The 16224-nt window shown below is 61.5% G+C and carries 17 protein-coding genes and 1 pseudogene; 2 read left to right on the forward strand and 16 right to left on the reverse strand.

What is annotated here, in order from left to right; translation table 11 throughout:
- Window positions 1-464 precede the first annotated feature (464 nt).
- The 16 genes from glmU to mnmG form a co-directional block, all read right to left on the reverse strand.
- The gene (gene glmU, locus CCR95_RS00430; protein ID WP_201090873.1) at window positions 465-1829 is read right to left on the reverse strand and encodes a bifunctional UDP-N-acetylglucosamine diphosphorylase/glucosamine-1-phosphate N-acetyltransferase GlmU; all 1365 of its coding nucleotides are present in this window, start codon (window positions 1827-1829) and stop codon (window positions 465-467) included.
- A 70-nt stretch (window positions 1830-1899) separates the two neighbouring features.
- Window positions 1900-2394, reverse strand: coding sequence for an FKBP-type peptidyl-prolyl cis-trans isomerase (locus tag CCR95_RS00435; RefSeq protein WP_201090875.1), 495 nt, complete (start codon window positions 2392-2394; stop codon window positions 1900-1902).
- 98 nt (window positions 2395-2492) lie between these two features.
- On the reverse strand, window positions 2493-2918 hold the full coding sequence (locus CCR95_RS00440) for a F0F1 ATP synthase subunit epsilon (protein ID WP_014778968.1): 426 nt from the start codon (window positions 2916-2918) through the stop codon (window positions 2493-2495).
- 12 nt (window positions 2919-2930) lie between these two features.
- On the reverse strand, window positions 2931-4316 hold the full coding sequence (atpD, locus tag CCR95_RS00445; protein ID WP_201090877.1) for a F0F1 ATP synthase subunit beta: 1386 nt from the start codon (window positions 4314-4316) through the stop codon (window positions 2931-2933).
- 120 nt (window positions 4317-4436) lie between these two features.
- Window positions 4437-5300, reverse strand: coding sequence for a F0F1 ATP synthase subunit gamma (gene atpG / locus CCR95_RS00450; RefSeq protein WP_201090879.1), 864 nt, complete (start codon window positions 5298-5300; stop codon window positions 4437-4439).
- Between the two features lie 137 nt (window positions 5301-5437).
- The gene (gene atpA / locus CCR95_RS00455) at window positions 5438-6979 is read right to left on the reverse strand and encodes a F0F1 ATP synthase subunit alpha (protein ID WP_201090881.1); all 1542 of its coding nucleotides are present in this window, start codon (window positions 6977-6979) and stop codon (window positions 5438-5440) included.
- 13 nt (window positions 6980-6992) lie between these two features.
- A complete protein-coding gene (locus CCR95_RS00460) occupies window positions 6993-7532 on the reverse strand; it encodes a F0F1 ATP synthase subunit delta (protein ID WP_014778972.1) in 540 nt (179 codons plus the stop codon).
- Window positions 7533-7541: 9 nt separating this feature from the next.
- Window positions 7542-8012, reverse strand: coding sequence for a F0F1 ATP synthase subunit B (locus CCR95_RS00465; protein WP_014778973.1), 471 nt, complete (start codon window positions 8010-8012; stop codon window positions 7542-7544).
- Window positions 8013-8094: 82 nt separating this feature from the next.
- Complete coding sequence (gene atpE, locus CCR95_RS00470) at window positions 8095-8346, reverse strand: F0F1 ATP synthase subunit C (protein WP_014778974.1); 252 nt, start codon at window positions 8344-8346, stop codon at window positions 8095-8097.
- A 136-nt stretch (window positions 8347-8482) separates the two neighbouring features.
- Window positions 8483-9352 carry a F0F1 ATP synthase subunit A gene (atpB, locus tag CCR95_RS00475; RefSeq protein ID WP_201090882.1) on the reverse strand — a complete coding sequence of 290 codons (870 nt, stop codon included), beginning with the start codon at window positions 9350-9352 and terminating at the stop codon, window positions 8483-8485.
- A 10-nt stretch (window positions 9353-9362) separates the two neighbouring features.
- Window positions 9363-9677, reverse strand: coding sequence for an ATP synthase subunit I (locus tag CCR95_RS00480; protein ID WP_338115316.1), 315 nt, complete (start codon window positions 9675-9677; stop codon window positions 9363-9365).
- Window positions 9678-9703: 26 nt separating this feature from the next.
- Window positions 9704-10000 carry a hypothetical protein gene (locus tag CCR95_RS00485; RefSeq protein WP_201090895.1) on the reverse strand — a complete coding sequence of 99 codons (297 nt, stop codon included), beginning with the start codon at window positions 9998-10000 and terminating at the stop codon, window positions 9704-9706.
- A 108-nt stretch (window positions 10001-10108) separates the two neighbouring features.
- Window positions 10109-11092, reverse strand: coding sequence for a ParB/RepB/Spo0J family partition protein (locus CCR95_RS00490; RefSeq protein WP_242522972.1), 984 nt, complete (start codon window positions 11090-11092; stop codon window positions 10109-10111).
- The gene (locus tag CCR95_RS00495; protein WP_201090884.1) at window positions 11082-11870 is read right to left on the reverse strand and encodes a ParA family protein; all 789 of its coding nucleotides are present in this window, start codon (window positions 11868-11870) and stop codon (window positions 11082-11084) included. The genes CCR95_RS00490 and CCR95_RS00495 overlap by 11 nt, the downstream gene beginning before the upstream one ends.
- Before the next feature lie 7 nt (window positions 11871-11877).
- On the reverse strand, window positions 11878-12525 hold the full coding sequence (gene rsmG, locus CCR95_RS00500) for a 16S rRNA (guanine(527)-N(7))-methyltransferase RsmG (protein WP_201090887.1): 648 nt from the start codon (window positions 12523-12525) through the stop codon (window positions 11878-11880).
- On the reverse strand, window positions 12525-14399 hold the full coding sequence (mnmG, locus tag CCR95_RS00505) for a tRNA uridine-5-carboxymethylaminomethyl(34) synthesis enzyme MnmG (protein ID WP_201090889.1): 1875 nt from the start codon (window positions 14397-14399) through the stop codon (window positions 12525-12527). The genes rsmG and mnmG overlap by 1 nt, the downstream gene beginning before the upstream one ends.
- A 122-nt stretch (window positions 14400-14521) precedes the next feature.
- Between mnmG and CCR95_RS00510 the strand changes: the two genes are divergently transcribed.
- Window positions 14522-15475, forward strand: coding sequence for an AAA family ATPase (locus tag CCR95_RS00510; RefSeq protein ID WP_201090891.1), 954 nt, complete (start codon window positions 14522-14524; stop codon window positions 15473-15475).
- Window positions 15476-15549: 74 nt separating this feature from the next.
- A pseudogene (locus CCR95_RS00515) lies at window positions 15550-16072 on the forward strand (IS1 family transposase).
- Window positions 16073-16224 lie beyond the last annotated feature (152 nt).

Raw genomic sequence — 16224 nt, forward strand, 5'->3', positions numbered from 1 at the left:
AAGGCGACCCGCGCCGAGCCGGCGCAGCTGGCGATCATCCAGGCGCTGGGCAGCGATCCCAGCCCGGGAGGGATACAGAAAATGATTGTCTGAATCGTCCGGTTTCACAAAATTTCACGAATGTAGTGCCACTGAGCGATTTTTTCCGCTGTAAGCGGATGATCTTAAAAGAGAAATAATCTGAGGCGTTAAACTTGGGCTAAGTTTTAGGGAATGGCGCAAATCGTTGGCTGGAAGGAAAGTATACCCTGACCTCGCCTGGGACGACCCAATACCGGCGCTCTATGGAATTGGATTCGGACGGAAGCTGTTTAAATTGCCTTTGGCGCTGTATAAGAAATTATTTCGGTAACTCAATAATGTTCGCGGATTTTACCAATCGCAAACGATCGACACGCACTCACTGCCATTCAATCCAGTCGGCGTACAGTTCACAGGCGGTCGAGCCAGAAAAATCTCGACCATCATGTTTTCTTACGAGGCCGCTCCCAACTTGGAATAGTGGCTTGACGGCCGCGGGAGAGCGTGAGTTGGTCGGGAGGAGCATCGCGGGTAATCACCGATCCGGCGCCGATCGTGGCTCCCACGCCAACGGTCACGGGCGCGACCAAGGCCGTATTGGAGCCGATAAAGGCGCCATCGCCGATCTGCGTCATGAACTTATTGACGCCGTCATAATTGCAAGTGATGGTGCCGGCGCCGATATTCACGCCCGCTCCAACCGTTGCGTCGCCAAGATAGGTCAGGTGATTGACCTTGCTGCCCTGCCCCAGGGTCGTCTTCTTGATCTCGACGAAATTTCCGACATGGGTGTTCGCGGCAAGTTTTGCCTCTGGACGCAGTCGCGCGAAGGGTCCAATGCGGGCATTCGCGCCAACCTCGGCGCCCTCGATGACGCAATTGGCGAAAATTTCAGTCCCGGAGCCGATCGTGCAGTCTTTCAGGAGACAGTTAGGGCCGACGCGAACCCCGGCGGCGAGCCGAACCTCGCCCTCGACGATCACATTGATGTCCAGACTGACATCGGTCTCGGCGTGCAGGATGCCGCGCAGATCGAAACGCGCCGGATCGGCCAGGGTCACGCCCGCGCGCATCAGCCGCTCCGCCGCCGCGCGCTGATGAATACGTTCCAACTCGGCGAGTTGAACCCGATCGTTCACGCCAGTCACTTCCGCGAGCGTGCTGGGCTGGACGCTCGCGATCTGGACGCCATCCTGGGCCGCCAGCGCGGTGATATCGGTCAGATAATATTCGCCCTGTACGTTGTCGTTGCCGATCCGGCTCAACCAGTCGTCCAGACCGGCGCGATCGGCGACCAGAAACCCCGTGTTGATCTCGCGAATGCCCCGCTCCGCCAGCGTAGCGTCTTTTTCCTCGACGATGCGGGTCACGCGGCCCTGCGCATCGCGGAGGATGCGGCCATAGCCGGTGGGATCGGACAGCTCGGCCGTCAACAGCCCCAGACGGGTATCCGCGCTCGCCGCGAGCAGGCGGCGGAGCGTCTCGGGAGTAATCAGAGGCACGTCACCGTACAGCACCAGCACCCGATCCATCCCGGTCATCGCGGGCATCGCCTGGAGCACCGCATGGCCGGTGCCCTGCTGTTGGGCCTGTTCGACCCAGAGGCAGTCGTGCCCGCTCAGGGCCGCCTGAACCTGTTCGCCGCCGTGACCGAAGACGACGACCCGCCGTGCGGCACCGAGCTGGTTTGCGGCGTCGAGCACATGCGCCAGCAATGGTTTGCCGGCGAGCGGATGGAGTACCTTCGGCAGACTGGAACGCATGCGTTTACCGAGACCCGCGGCCAGTATCACGACGCCTAGTTTCATACGTTGCCAGCCCACTGTTTGATCTCGAAGCAATTTCCAGATATTCGGAAATTCCTGAAGAATTTCCGAATTAGTGAAGACTTCCGCCCGGCAGGTTGCAGACGCCCAACTCGGCGCTCAGCTCCGCGTGCGTGGGGTCGCGCACCTCATGAATGCGGACATGGACCACGAGCGACTTGCCAGCCAGCGGGTGGTTGCCATCGACCGTGAGCCTGCCGTTCTCGATACGGGTGACCAGGAAGGTCTTGACCTCGCCGGTGTCGCTCTGCATCTGGACCTCGGCGCCGACGAAGCGGAATTCCGGCGGGACATTCTCCAGGTCGTCGGTAAAGGTCAGGCTTGGATCATGCGGACCAAAGCCCTGATCGGGACCGAGCCGCAACTCGACCTCGTCGCCCACGGATTTTCCGCGGATCGCGGCATCCATTCCGCCGATGAGTTCGCTCTGCCCACCATGAATGTAGGTGACGGGAAGATCCGTCTGCTCCAGGATGGCGCCAGCCGCATCGGCGATGCGGTACGTCAACGAGACCAGTTTGCCGTCGCCAATCGTTTGATCCGACATGCTTATGCCTCTCTCCACACGTAAACGCAAACGCCCCCGTCGTCTCGACCGGGGGCGTTTGTCAGGGTGTCGGCGGCCGTGACCGCCAGTGCAGCGAATCAGCGCCCCTTCATCTTCCGCAGCTTCTCGATCGCCCGCAGTTGCGCGACGGCCTCGGCCAATTCGACCTGGGCCTTGGCGTACTCGAACTTGGCGGTTTGACCGGCCAGCGCGTCCTCGGCACGGCGTTTCGCTTCCAGCGCCGCGGCCTCATCCAGATCGCGGGCGCGGATCGCGGTGTCGGCCAAGACCGTCACCACATTCGGCTGCACTTCCAGCATGCCGCCGGAGACATAGAAATGCTCCTGCTCGCCTTGCTCGTTCTCGACCCGCACGTCGCCCGGTTTGAGCCGGCTGATAAAGGCCGTGTGACGGGGGGCGATACCCACCTCGCCCATCTCCGCGGTCGCGTAGACCATGGTGGCGGGACCGGAGTGGATGGCGCCCTCGGCGCTCACGATATCGACACGTACTGTCATTGCCATGGGAGATCCCCCTTAGCTGGCCGCCATCTTTTCGGCTTTGGCCACAGCCTCGGCAATCCCGCCGACCATGTAGAAGGCCTGCTCGGGGAGATGGTCGTAGTCGCCGTTGACGATCGCCTTGAAGTCCTTGATGGTCTCCTTGACGGGGACGAATTTTCCAGACGCGCCGGTGAAGACCTCGGCCACGAAGAACGGCTGCGACAGGAAGCGCTGGATCTTGCGGGCACGCGACACGGCCAGCTTGTCGTCGTCCGACAGCTCGTCCATGCCCAGGATCGCGATGATGTCCTTGAGTTCCTTGTAGCGTTGCAGCGTCCCCTGAACCGCGCGGGCAGTGTCGTAGTGCTCCGGGCCGACCACGTTCGGGTCGAGGATACGGCTGGTGGAGTCCAGCGGATCCACGGCGGGGTAGATACCCAACTCGGCGATCTGACGCGAGAGTACCAGGGTGGCGTCCAGATGCGCGAAGGTGGTGGCCGGGGACGGGTCGGTCAAGTCGTCCGCAGGCACGTAAACGGCCTGGAAGGAGGTGATCGAGCCGGTGCGCGTGGAGGTGATGCGCTCCTGCAGCGCGCCCATCTCGGAGGCCAGGGTCGGCTGATAGCCCACGGCGGACGGCATGCGGCCGAGCAGCGCGGAGACTTCGGTTCCAGCCAGGGTGTAGCGATAGATGTTGTCGATGAACAGCAGCACGTCGCGGCCTTCGTCGCGGAAGAACTCGGCCATGGTCAGGCCGGTCAGCGCGACGCGCAGACGGTTGCCTGGGGGTTCATTCATCTGGCCGTAGACCAGCGCCACCTTGTCGAGCACGTTCGACTCTTTCATCTCGTGATAGAAGTCGTTGCCCTCGCGGGTCCGCTCGCCGACGCCGGCGAACACCGAGAAGCCGGAATGCTCGGCGGCGATGTTGCGGATCAGCTCCATCAGGGTCACGGTCTTGCCGACGCCGGCGCCGCCGAACAGACCGACCTTGCCGCCCTTGGCGATCGGCATGATGAGGTCGATGACCTTGATGCCGGTTTCCAGAATTTCGGTGGACGCGGCCTGATCTTCCAACTTGGGCGCCGCGCGGTGGATCGCCCAGCGCTCTTCGCACGGAACCTCGCCCAGTTCATCGATGGGATTGCCCAACACGTCCATGATGCGACCCAGGGTCGCCTGACCGACGGGCACCTGGATGGGGGCCCCCGTGCTCGCGACATCCAGACCGCGCTGCAGACCGTCGGTCGAGCCCATGGCGATAGTACGCACCACGCCATCGCCAAGCTGCTGCTGGACCTCAAGCGTCAGGCCCATCGAATCGATCTTCAGTGCCTCGTAAATCTTGGGCATCTCGCCGCGCGGGAACTGAACGTCCACAACGGCGCCGATGATTTCCACCACGTTACCGGAACTCATAGTCTTTTCCTCTTCTGCCTTGCGGCGTCTGCGATTCTGTCTGGATCTGGTCCTGCGCCTCGATCACCCGCGCCCTGATCGGTTGATCGGGCGCGGGCCATCCGCGTCATCCGGCGGCGATTAAACCGCGGCGGCGCCGCTCACGATCTCGGAGATTTCCTGCGTGATCGCGGCCTGGCGTGCTTTGTTATAAACGAGCTGAAGCTCGCCGATGAGATTGCCGGCATTGTCCGAGGCGGACTTCATGGCGACCATCCGGGCGGCCTGCTCGCAGGCGCTATTCTCGACCACCGCCTGGTAGACGAGCGATTCGAGATAGCGGGTGAGCAGCGCATCCAGAACCGTGCGTGCATCCGGCTCGTAGATGTAATCCCAGTGGTAGGGCATCGGATCCCGCGCCTCGCCAGCGATCGGAACCAGTTGGCGGATCAGCGGGCGCTGCGTCATGGTGTTCACGAACTCATTGCCCACGATAAAGATCGCATCGATCTCTTTGGCCTCGTAGGCATCGAGCATGACCTTGACCGTGCCGATCAGATCCTCGATATGTGGCTTATCGCCAAGATGCGTCGCCTGACCGAGGAGTTGGCCCCCGAAACGCTTGAAAAAACCGAGCGCCTTGGAACCGATGGCGCAGAACACGGGCTCGATCCCCGCGGCCTGCCGCTCCTTGACATCGATCACCAGACGACGAAGCAAATTGCTGTTCAGACCGCCGCAGAGACCGCGATCGGAGGAAACCACGATATAACCGACGCGCTTCAGCTCGCGTTCCGTGGCCATGAAGGAATGACGGTATTCGGGCGTGGCTTTCGCGAGGTGACTGATCACCTGAAGCATTTTTTCCGCATAGGGCCGAGAGGCTGACATGCGCTCCTGAGCCTTGCGCATCTTCGAGGCCGCGACCATCTGCATGGCCTTGGTGATTTTCTGCGTACTCTTGATGCTTGCGATCTTGGTACGGATTTCTTTGGCGCCTGCCATTGCTTAGCTCCCAGCCTCCAGCTTCCAGCCGCCAGCCCGTGGGCTGGCGGATCGAGGAGGTTCGATGGATGTCGAGACGCAGCCTGCCAACCGCCGGCCTCTTTACTTGGAGGCTGAAGGCTGGTCGCTGGCGGCCGTTACCAGGTGTTGTTGGCCTTGAAGTCCTTGATCGCGGCATGCATCCCTTTCTGGATGTCATCGGAGTAATCGCCGGTGTCGTCGATCTTCGCGAGCAACTCGGCCTGGGCCGACTTCATGTAGCTCTGCAGGGCGCGCTCGAAATCCACGACCTTCTTTACATCCACGTCGTCCAGATAGCCTTCGTTGGCGGCGAACAGCGAGACCGCCATCTGACCCACGCCCATGGGCGAGTACTGGGTCTGCTTCATGAGTTCGGTGACGCGCTCGCCGCGCTGCAACTGCTTGCGGGTCGCCTCGTCCAGGTCGGAGGCGAACTGCGAGAAAGCCGCCAGTTCGCGGTACTGGGCGAGCGCCAGACGGATACCGCCACCGAGCTTCTTAATGATCTTGGTCTGGGCCGCGCCGCCAACACGCGAGACCGAGAGGCCCGCGTTGATGGCCGGACGGATACCGGCGTTGAAGAGGTCGGTTTCCAGGAAGATCTGACCGTCGGTGATGGAGATCACGTTGGTCGGCACGAAGGCGGACACGTCGCCGGCCTGGGTCTCAATGATCGGCAGCGCGGTCAGCGAGCCGGTCTTGCCGGTCACCTTGCCGTCGGTCGCCTTTTCCACATAGTTGGCGTTGACGCGCGCGGCGCGCTCCAGCAGACGGGAGTGGAGATAGAAGACGTCGCCCGGATAGGCTTCGCGACCGGGCGGACGGCGCAGCAGCAGCGAGACCTGACGATAGGCCCACGCCTGCTTGGTCAAGTCGTCATAGACGATCAGCGCATCCTCGCCCTTGTCGCGGAAATACTCGCCCATGGTGCAGCCGGCATAAGGCGCGATGAACTGCATGGCGGCGGATTCGGCGGCGGCTGCGGCGACGATGATGGTGTGATCCATGGCGCCATGCTCTTCGAGCTTGCGCACCAGGGCCGCGATGGAGGAGTTTTTCTGCCCCACGGCGACATAGATACACTTAACGCCGGTGCCTTTCTGGTTGATGATGGCATCGATGGCGACCGCGGTCTTGCCGGTCTGGCGGTCGCCGATGATCAGCTCGCGCTGACCGCGGCCCACCGGAACCATGGCGTCGATCGCCTTGATGCCCGTCTGCACGGGTTGATCGACCGACTGGCGGGCAATAACGCCCGGCGCGACCTTTTCGATCGGCGAGGTTCCAGAGGCATTGATCGGACCCTTGCCATCGATGGGGGCGCCGAGCGAGTCCACGACGCGACCGAGCAGCCCTTCGCCAACCGGCACTTCCAGGACGCGACCGGTACAACGAACCCAGTCACCCTCGGAGAGGTGGGTGTAGTCGCCGAGAATAACCGCGCCGACCGAATCGCGCTCCAGATTCAGCGCCAGACCACTGGCACCACCCGGAAACTCCAGCATTTCGTAATACTTGGCGTCTGACAGGCCGTGGATACGGACGATACCATCGGTCAGGCTGACAATGGTGCCTTCGGTCCGTGCCTCGGTCTGAAGGTCGAATTTCTCGATCTTCTGCTTGATGAGATCGCTGATCTCGGATGGATTCAGTTGCATGGCGGTGTCCAGTTCAGAATTGCAAAGCGTGGGCCAGTTGCTTGATCTTTCCGCGAACCGAGTCGTCGATGACGAGGTCCCCGGCGCGAATCTCGATCCCGCCGATCAGCGCGCTGTCGGTCTCGACGGTCAGGTCGACCTGACCACCGAAGCGCTTGGTGAGCGCCGCGGAGAGTGACTCCAGCTCATCGTCGCCGAGTTCGAAGGCACTGCGGATCAGCACATGACTCACACCTTGATCGGCGGTGCGGCTGACCTCGAAGAGTCGTGCAATCTCGGGCATTGCGGTCAGACGCGCATTGCGCGACAGCAATCGCAGGAAATTCGCGGCCTCCGCGTGAAGGCCCTCTCCGCAGACATCAAGGATGATCTCGAGCACGCGCTCCCGAGGGACGCTCGGGTTACCGATCTGGGCGGCCAGACCGGCATCCGCGGTCACCGTCGCCAGCAGTTCCAGCGCCTGCGACCAGGCATCGATCTGTCCGGTCTCCTTGGCGCGCTCGAAGACCGCTTCGGCATAGGGACGCGCGATGGTGGTTATGTCTCCGGCCATGGGTGATCCCTAGAGCTGCTTGGCGAACGAGTCGACGAGCGAACGGTGCGCCGCGACATCGATCTCTTTTTGGAGGATCTTTTCCGCGGCCGCAACGGCAAGGGAAGCGACCCGTTCACGCAGTTCCTCGCGTGCGCGATTGGTCTCGCGATCAATCTCCGCCTGCGCGGAGGCAACCAGACGACCGCCTTCGGCGCGCGCGTCGCCCTTGGCTTCCTCGACGATCTCGGTGGCCCGTTTCTGGGCCTGACCGACGATCTCGGCCGCTGCGGCCTTGGCGTCTTTCATGAGTTCCAGCGCGCGCTGTTCGCCCAGGGCTTTTTCCTGATGGCCACGCTCGGCAGCGGCTAGACCCTCGGCGATTTTTGTCTTGCGCTCCGCCAATGCATTGACGATGGGCGGCCAGACATACTTCATACAGAACCCGACGAACACCGCGAAGGCGATCATCTGGGCAAACAGAGTCAGATTGATATTCATAGCGTTGCCTCGTGCCTATGCCTCGTACCGAATCAGGGTGATCGGCGGATTCGCCGCGACCCTGGCGGGAGCGGGACGTCGATTAGGCGGCGAACATCAGATACAGACCCATGGCGATCGCGATGACGGGCAACGCGTCGACCAGACCCATGACGATGAAGAACTGGGTGCGCAGCATTGGGATGAGTTCCGGCTGACGCGCGGCGCCTTCCAGGAAGCGACCGCCCAGGACGCCGATACCCACGCCGGCGCCAACCGCGCCGAGACCGAGCATGAGACCGGCGCCGATGTACTTGATGGCCATTGCGAATGCTTGTGCGACTTCGAGTTCCATGAGTTCCCCCAGGTTTAAGTGTTGCGACGAATCGCCCGTAGAAAAACGATCGTCGAGTGTGAAAAAGTCATCGGTTGAAAAACATCGGTCGAATCGAATCCTTGACCGACGCTACGTCGATCAAGGATGCCGTCGATCAGTGGTGCTCCTGATGCGCCATGTCGAGATAGACAATGGTCAGCACCATGAAGATGAATGCCTGGAGCGTGATGATCAGGATATGGAAGACGGCCCAGACGAACTGCAGCAGACCGCCTGTCATGTTAAGCACGACGCCGCCGCCATAGAGCAGCGCGATCAGAATAAAGATCATCTCGCCGGCATACATGTTTCCGAAGAGACGCAGTGCCAGCGAGAGCGGCTTGGAAAGCAGGCTGATGCCTTCGAGCAGCAGATTGGCGGGCATGCCCCATTTGCCGAACGGCTGCAGGGTCAATTCGCCCAGGAAACCGCCGACACCCTTCATCTTGACGCTGTAATAGAGCACCAGGAAAAAGACCATCAACGCCATGCCGAAGGTTGCGTTCGGGTCCGTCGTCGGGACGACTCTGAGGAAGACGTGATGCGGATCGGCGCCAAAGACCGCCATGAACTGACCGAAGAGATACGGGAGCAGATCGACCGGCAGCAGGTCCATCAGATTCATCATGAAGACCCAGGCGAAGATGGTCAGCGCCAGCGGCGCGACCATGGGGTTCCGGGCACTGAATGAACCACGCACGTTTTCTTCCACGAAATCGACGATCCATTCGACAAAATTCTGCGCCGTGCCTGGTACGCCAGCCGTGATGCGTTCGGCGACGCCCCGAAAAAACCAGATGAACAGGGCGCCCAGCAGGATCGAGAAGAACATCGTATCGATATTGATGGCCCAGAATCCCATTTCAGCGGCTTCGGCGCTCGAATGCGCGAAGCCGAACCCATGCTCGGGATGGACGCCGAGAGTCAGGTTCGTGAGATGGTGCTGGATATATCCCTGGGAGGTGAGCGCTTCGGAAGAGGACATCAATCATCTCTCACGTCATGTTTCGACTGCCGAATTGGGCGGCGATCAGGGTTGGTATGACTTGGACGGCAACATAGGCCCCAAGCATGACCGGAATATTAAGGCTATCGATCACCGCGATAGCGGTGGCAAACAGCCCGAGAATCAAGGCGATTTTGGCGGCTTCGCCGCGATAAAAGCGCATGGCCAGGCGCGCGGTCTCGGCTGCCCGATATTCGCGGAAGACCCAGACCGCAAGCAGAGTATTTGCAAGCAGACAGGTTCCTGACCCGACCAGAACGGAAATTGCAACCGAATTGCCGAACGGCAGGGCGAGGATCGTCATCGCTAATCCAAACACAAACTGGATTTTCAGAATCCTTTTGGCCTGGAAAGCCCCCGGCTGTTGCATGAGATCGTCTTCAGTGGGGTGAGCACGCCGTTCACCGAGCGCGCAGTATAAGGGGTTGCCGATAGAGGGTCAACGCAACCCATGCGTTTTAAAATGGCGACGACGGCTGGATTCAGGATGGAGCGAAACGGCGCCCGCCGTGACGCGGGGCGGTTAGGAAACTCCCGGAAAATAACATGGCCGGACGGGGCATGCGCCTTGTCAGGACTCTTGCTTTCGTTGTCGTTGTCGAATCGAATAACGACAACGATCATCACGGATGCCCCGTTCCAAACCGCCGTGCATTGGCTTGATTCGCGCTCCCTCGCTGGTCGTTATTGGAAGACATTGCCCGGTTATTTGCAGGGAGTTGCCTTATACCGCGCTCATTGGATATGCGCGAGGATGCCATCGAGTTCGTCCAGGCTGTTGTAGGCGATCACCAGCTTTCCCGCCCCCCGGCTGCCATGGCGAATCTGGACCTGGGCGCCGAGCCGGTCGGTCAGATCGGTCTGCAGACGATGGATGTTCGGGTCGGTATCCGACGGCTGCGCGACGGGCTCGCTGGAAGCTTCGCTCTGCTGCAGGCGACGCACGAGCCGCTCGGTTTCGCGCACCGACAGACCGGCGGCAACCGCCTGCTCGGCGGTCTTGCTCTGCGCGGCGCCCTTCAGGCCAAGCAGCGCGCGGGCGTGCCCCATCTCCAGGCGCGACTGCTCCACATGGGCCTTGACATCGGCATTGAGATCCAGCAGCCGCAGCAGGTTGGTGATCGTCGTGCGGGATTTCCCCACGGCATCGGCAACCCGCTGATGCGTCAGACCAAACTCGGTGATGAGACGATCCAACGCACCGGCCTCTTCGAGCGGGTTGAGGTCGGCGCGCTGAATATTCTCGATCAACCCGATCGCGAGCGCCGTCGGCTCGTCCACCTCGCGGATCACCACCGGGATGGCGGCGAGACCCGCCATCTGGCAGGCGCGCCAGCGGCGTTCGCCGGCGACGATTTCATAACGTTGCTCGCCCGCCGGCGACCCTACCAAAAGGGGGCGAACCACAATCGGCTGAATCACGCCCTGGGCGACGATGGAGTCGGCCAGTTCACGCAGCGCGTCCTGATCGAATTCCCGGCGCGCTTGATAACGCCCCCGCTGGATCTGTTCCAATGGCAAATGCGCGAGGCGCTCGTGGCTCTGGAGATCCGGACGCTCGTCAAATGCGCGATCTTCGAGCGCTCCCGCGGGCGGCTCGATCGGTACCTCGGGCGCGCGCGCGGCGCCCAGCAATGCATCCAGCCCTCGGCCCAGTCCCCGTTTTTTCATCGGTTGCTTGCGATCGATATCCATGTTGCGTTTCGGGTCAGGCGGCATGCAGACGTTTATCCAGACGCCGCAGGAGTTCACTGGCGAGCGCCAGGTAGGAAATGGACCCCTTGGACAACGGATCGTAAAGCAGGGCCGACTGACCGTGGCTCGGCGCCTCGGCCAAACGCACATTGCGCGGGATCACGGTACGGTAGACCTGACCCTTGAAATGGGTGACGAGCTGCGTCGAGACCTGATTGGCCAGATTGTTGCGCGGATCGTGCATGGTGCGCAGGATGCCTTCGATCCGCAATTCCGGATTGCGGCTCGCGCGGATCTGCTCGATGGTGTCGACCAGGGAGGATAGCCCCTCGAGCGCATAATATTCGCACTGAATCGGGATCAGCACGCCCTGGGCCGCAACCAGCGCGTTGACCGTCAGCATATTCAGAGAGGGCGGGCAATCGATGATGATCAGCTCATAGGCACCCGCCGCGCTGGCCAGCACCTTGAGCAGACGCCGCTCGCGCTCGGGCGAATCGAGCAAGCCGATCTCGGCGGCGGTCAGATCGGCATTCGAGGGCAGCAGATCGAACCCTGGCGACGGCTCGTCAATGCGCTTCAGACAGTCGGCGGGAGAGATGTCGCTCAGCAGCAGATCGCAGACCGTCACGTCGAGCGAGTGCTTGTCGATCCCGCAGCCCATGGTGGCATTGCCTTGGGGATCCAGATCCACGAGCAGCACGCGATGCTTCATGGACGCCAGCGAGGCGGCCAGATTGACCGCCGTCGTGGTCTTGCCGACACCGCCTTTCTGATTGGCGATCGCGATTATGTTGACCATGGTCGGCTCAGTCACTCCGGAGTTCGATCAAATGACGGGGTACGTCGAGGAAAGGAATAGTCAAGCGATGGACCGTCAGTGCCGCGAGCGGCCATCCCCGATTGCCTGAGAATGCGTCAGGATGGCGCCCCTTCATTAGGAGCAGCCGGCCGGGACGCGCGAGCAGATCGGCCTTCAGTACACAGAGAAGATCGGCCTCCGCGACTGCGCGGCTGACGATGGTACTAAATTTTCGACCCAGCCGGTATGTCTCGATGCGCGCCTGGACGGGCTCGACGTTGTCGAGCCCGAGTTCCATCGCGGCCTGACGCACGAAGCGGATCTTTTTCCCGTTGCCGTCCAGCAGCGCAAAGCGGCGAGCCGGCTCCAGAATCGCCAACGGCAACCCCGGCAGACCGGCGCCGGTTCCGATGTCGAGTACGCTGTCGCCGCAAAGGAAAGGCTGGATCGCGAGACTGTCGAGCAGATGTTTCGCGACCATCTCAAGGGGATCGCGAACCGCGGTCAGATTGTAGACCTGATTCCAGCGCGCCAGGAGGGCCAGAAACTGGAGCAGCCGCGATTGCTGGTCCGATGTCAGCGTCAGTCCCAACCGAGTGGCCCCGAGGACCAGCCGTTCCTCGATGACCGGCTGTTCGTCCGCGCCCGATCTCATCAGGCGGACTGACGCTTGAGGTGGATCAGCAGCAGCGAGACCGCCGCCGGGGTCACGCCGGGGATGCGCGCGGCCTGACCCACGGTGACGGGCCGGACCCGCTTGAATTTCTCGCATACCTCCTTCGAGAGACCGCGCACCCGATCGAAATCGAACCCCTCGGGCAACGTCTTGCTCTCCTGCTCGCGCTGACGCTCGATCTCGGCACGCTGGCGCGTGATGTAACCGTCATAGCGGGATTGAATCTCCAGTTGCTCGCTCACCGCCGGCGCGACCGGCTCCGGCGGCTCGCCAATCAGCCGGCGGATACCCCGATAGCCCACATTGGGACGGGCCAGAAGTTCCAGCGCCCGCGCTTCGCGGCGCAGAGGCTCGCCGAACACCTCGGCCGCGAGGGTCTGATCGATGGCGTCGGGCCGGATCCAGGTCTCGCGCAACCGCTGACGTTCGCGCTCGATCGCCTCGCGCTTGGACTCGAAGTGCCGCCATTGCGCCTCGCCCACCAGGCCGAGCCGGCGACCGGTCTCCGTCAAACGCAGATCGGCATTATCCTCGCGCAACGTGAGCCGGTACTCGGCGCGGCTGGTGAACATCCGGTAGGGTTCGCTGGTTCCGCGGGTCACCAGGTCGTCGACCATGACCCCGAGATAGGATTCGTCGCGGCGCGGCAGCCAGGGCTCGCGCTCCTGGATCTGAAGCGCGGCGTTGACGCCGGCCAGCAGACCCTGGGCAGCGGCCTCTTCGTAGCCGGTGGTGCCGTTGATCTGCCCGGCGAAAAAGAGCCCGCGCAGATACCGCGTTTCCAGTGTCGGCGCCAGATCGCGCGGATCGAAGAAGTCATATTCGATGGCATAACCGGGACGAGTGAGATGCGCCCGCTCGAAGCCCGGGATGGAACGCACCAGCGACTCCTGAATATCATAGGGCAGGCTGGTGGAGATGCCGTTCGGATAGACCTCGTGAGTCTCCAGCCCTTCCGGCTCCACGAACACCTGATGCGAGGTCTTGTCGGCGAAACGCACGATCTTGTCTTCGATCGATGGACAATAGCGCGGACCGATCCCTTCGATCAGCCCCGTAAAGAGTGGCGAGCGGGAGAGACCGGAACGAATGATGTCGTGCGTGCGCTCATTGGTGGAGGTGAGATGACAACTGATCTGGCGCGGATGGTCACTGGCGCTCCCCAGATAGGAAAAGACCGGCACCGGCTCGTCGCCGGGCTGCGCGACGAGCCGGCGGTAATCGATGGTGCGCCCGTCGATGCGCGGCGGCGTTCCGGTCTTGAGCCGTTCGACCCGGAAAGGCAACTCGCGCAGACGCCGCGCCAGGGCATTGGCGGGTGGATCGCCGGCCCGCCCGCCCTCATAGTTGGAGAGCCCCACATGAATGCGTCCGCCAAGAAAGGTGCCGACCGTCAGAACCACCGCGTGGGCCATGAAGCGCAGGCCCATCTGAGTCTGGACGCCGATCACGCGATCCTGCTCGATGAGGAGATCGTCGACGGTCTGCTGAAACAGCGCCAGACCGGGCTGATTCTCGACCGCGACGCGCACGGCGGCCTTGTACAGCGAGCGATCCGCCTGGGCGCGGGTGGCACGCACCGCCGGACCCTTGCTGGCGTTGAGGATACGGAACTGGATACCGCCGCGATCGGCGGCGCGAGCCATGAGACCGCCGAGCGCATCGATCTCCTTGACCAGGTGCCCCTTGCCGATGCCCCCGATCGCCGGGTTGCAGCTCATCTGACCGAGCGTCTCGATATTCTGGGTCAGCAGCAGGGTCCGCGCCCCGCAGCGAGCCGCCGCCAGCGCCGCCTCGGTGCCCGCGTGACCGCCTCCAACCACCACCACATCGTATTGATCGCTCGCCATCATGACAGGACGCCTGAGCCAATGAAGCCCGCTAGTGTAACTCAAATAGGGACGACTGAGCCGATTGAAAAGAGAGCCTTTTTCGTCTTCAGCCCCCAATTCCTCACGACCGGAGTCCGCGCGCCATGAGATTGCCGCAACGCCTGCCGCAACCGTCGCGACGCGCCAGTCTCCCGGATGCGATCCTGGACAGCGCCCGCGCCGTGATCCTCGGCAAGGACCGCGAACTGCGACTCGCGCTCGCCTGTCTGCTCGCGCGCGGCCACTTGCTGATCGAGGATCTGCCCGGCGTGGGCAAGACCACCCTCGCCCACCTGCTCGCGCGTCTGCTCGGTCTGGACTATGCGCGCATCCAGTTCACCAGCGATCTGCTGCCAGCCGATGTCATCGGGGTCTCGGTCTATGACCGGGCCGCCGAGGGCTTTCGCTTTCATCCCGGCCCGATCTTCTCTCAGCTGGTGCTAGCCGACGAAATCAACCGGGCCACGCCCAAGGCCCAGAGCGCGCTGCTGGAGGCAATGGAAGAGCGCCAGGTGACGGTCGAGGGCAAGACCCGCCCCCTGCCGGAACCCTTCTTCGTCATCGGCACCCAAAATCCGCTCTTTCAGGTCGGCACCTTTCCGCTGCCAGAATCCCAACTGGACCGCTTCCTGATGCGTATCCACCTGGGTTATCCGGACGCCGAGCAGGAAAAGCAGTTGCTCGCCGGCGAGGATCGTCGCGCCATGGTCGCGCGCCAGGCGCCAGTGCTCAGCAATGCGCAACTTCTGGAACTTCAGCAGCGGGTCACCGACATCCACGCGGCGCCGCCGATCATCGATTATGTACACGCCATCCTCCAGTTCACCCGCGGCTCCGAGCGCTTCGCCTATGGACTCTCGCCCAGAGCAGGGCTTGGAATCCTGCGTGCGGCCAAGGCCTGGGCGCTGCTCGCGGATCGGGACTATACGATTCCAGAGGATATCCAGGCCGTACTGTCCGCCTGCGTCACACATCGGCTGACAGGCGGTGAACCGGGGCAGCGGATTGGGGGGGATGAAGTGGCCTCCCACATTCTGAATAACGTACCCCTGGGGTAGTGCTCTGAACCTGGATATTTAATATTATTAATCAATATTTCGTAGCTAATGATTTTTTTCAGGGTAGGTGCTCAATGGCTTTCGTCTCTGTTCAATGTCCACACTGCGGGCAACATGAAGTCGTAAAACGTGGAAAGACGAGCGACGGCAAACAACGCTATTTATGTACGAATACTCACTGTACCGCGAACACGTTTATTTTAGATTACGCTTATCAAGGATATCTCCCTGCCGTGAAGAAACAAATTATTGATATGGCCATGAATGGAAGTGGCATCCGAGATACCGCACATGTGCTCAATATTTCTCAATCAACCGTTATCAACGAAATTAAAAAAAGTAAAGACCCTTCTTGAACCATTCGGAATAACGCATTTCTATACGGACAACTGGGGTGCCTACGAGCGCCATCTTCCATCTGAACAGCAGGTGGTTGGCAAAGCCAATACTCAAAAGATCGAACGGAAACATTTAACCCTGAGAACCCGCATTAAACGGCTGGCGAGAAAGACTATTTGTTTCTCAAAACTCGAAACCATGCACGAAATCGTCATCGGCCTTTTCATTAACCGATATGAATTTGGTCGCTGCATGTAATATCCAGATTCGGAGCACTACCTAATTCTACTTTGTCACTTTGCATTCAGGCATATTGACTATCCTGTTGCAGTCAGCTTGTAATGGCGTTCGATATCCTTGCGTCTTTGCTCATGCCTGACCCGCATTTGCTCGATTCTTTTTTCGACTGC

Source organism: Thiocystis minor (assembly GCF_016653465.1).
Taxonomy (GTDB): domain Bacteria; phylum Pseudomonadota; class Gammaproteobacteria; order Chromatiales; family Chromatiaceae; genus Chromatium; species Chromatium minus.